This is a genomic window from Bradyrhizobium sp. BRP19 (assembly GCF_020194195.1).
GTDB classification, from domain to species: domain Bacteria; phylum Pseudomonadota; class Alphaproteobacteria; order Rhizobiales; family Xanthobacteraceae; genus Bradyrhizobium; species Bradyrhizobium yuanmingense.
The window spans coordinates 1-423 of record NZ_JADYVZ010000168.1; the positions used below are offsets into that span (position 1 = coordinate 1).

The 423-nt window shown below is 65.5% G+C and carries 1 pseudogene; it reads left to right on the forward strand.

The annotated features are described in order from the left end of the window. Positions 1-423 (forward strand): annotated as a pseudogene (locus tag I6F36_RS39030) (ABC transporter permease); the annotation flags it as partial.

Consider the following 423-nt stretch of genomic DNA (forward strand, 5'->3'; position numbering starts at 1 on the left):
GCCTGCTGCTGTTCGCGCTGCTTGGCAAAGACCCCGTGGCCGGCCTGCGCGTGTTCCTGGTCGAACCGCTGGTCAGCAAGCGGGCGATTGGCGAAGTGCTGCTCAAGACCGTGCCGCTGGTGCTGTGCGCGCTGGGCTTGTCGGTGTGCTATCGCACCAACGTGTGGAACATCGGCGCGGAGGGGCAACTGATCTTGGGCGGCATTTTCGCCGCGGCTACGATCGTCTACTTCGATACGCCGACACCCGCCATCCCGGGCGGCTTTGCGCTGGTGCTGGCCCTCGTTGCTGGCCTCATCGGCGGCGCGCTGTGGGCAGCGATCACGGCGCTGCTGCGCGATCGCTTTCATGCCAACGAGATCCTCGTCTCGCTCATGCTCACGTACATCGCGCAGTTGCTGCTGCTGTACGTGGTCAACGGGC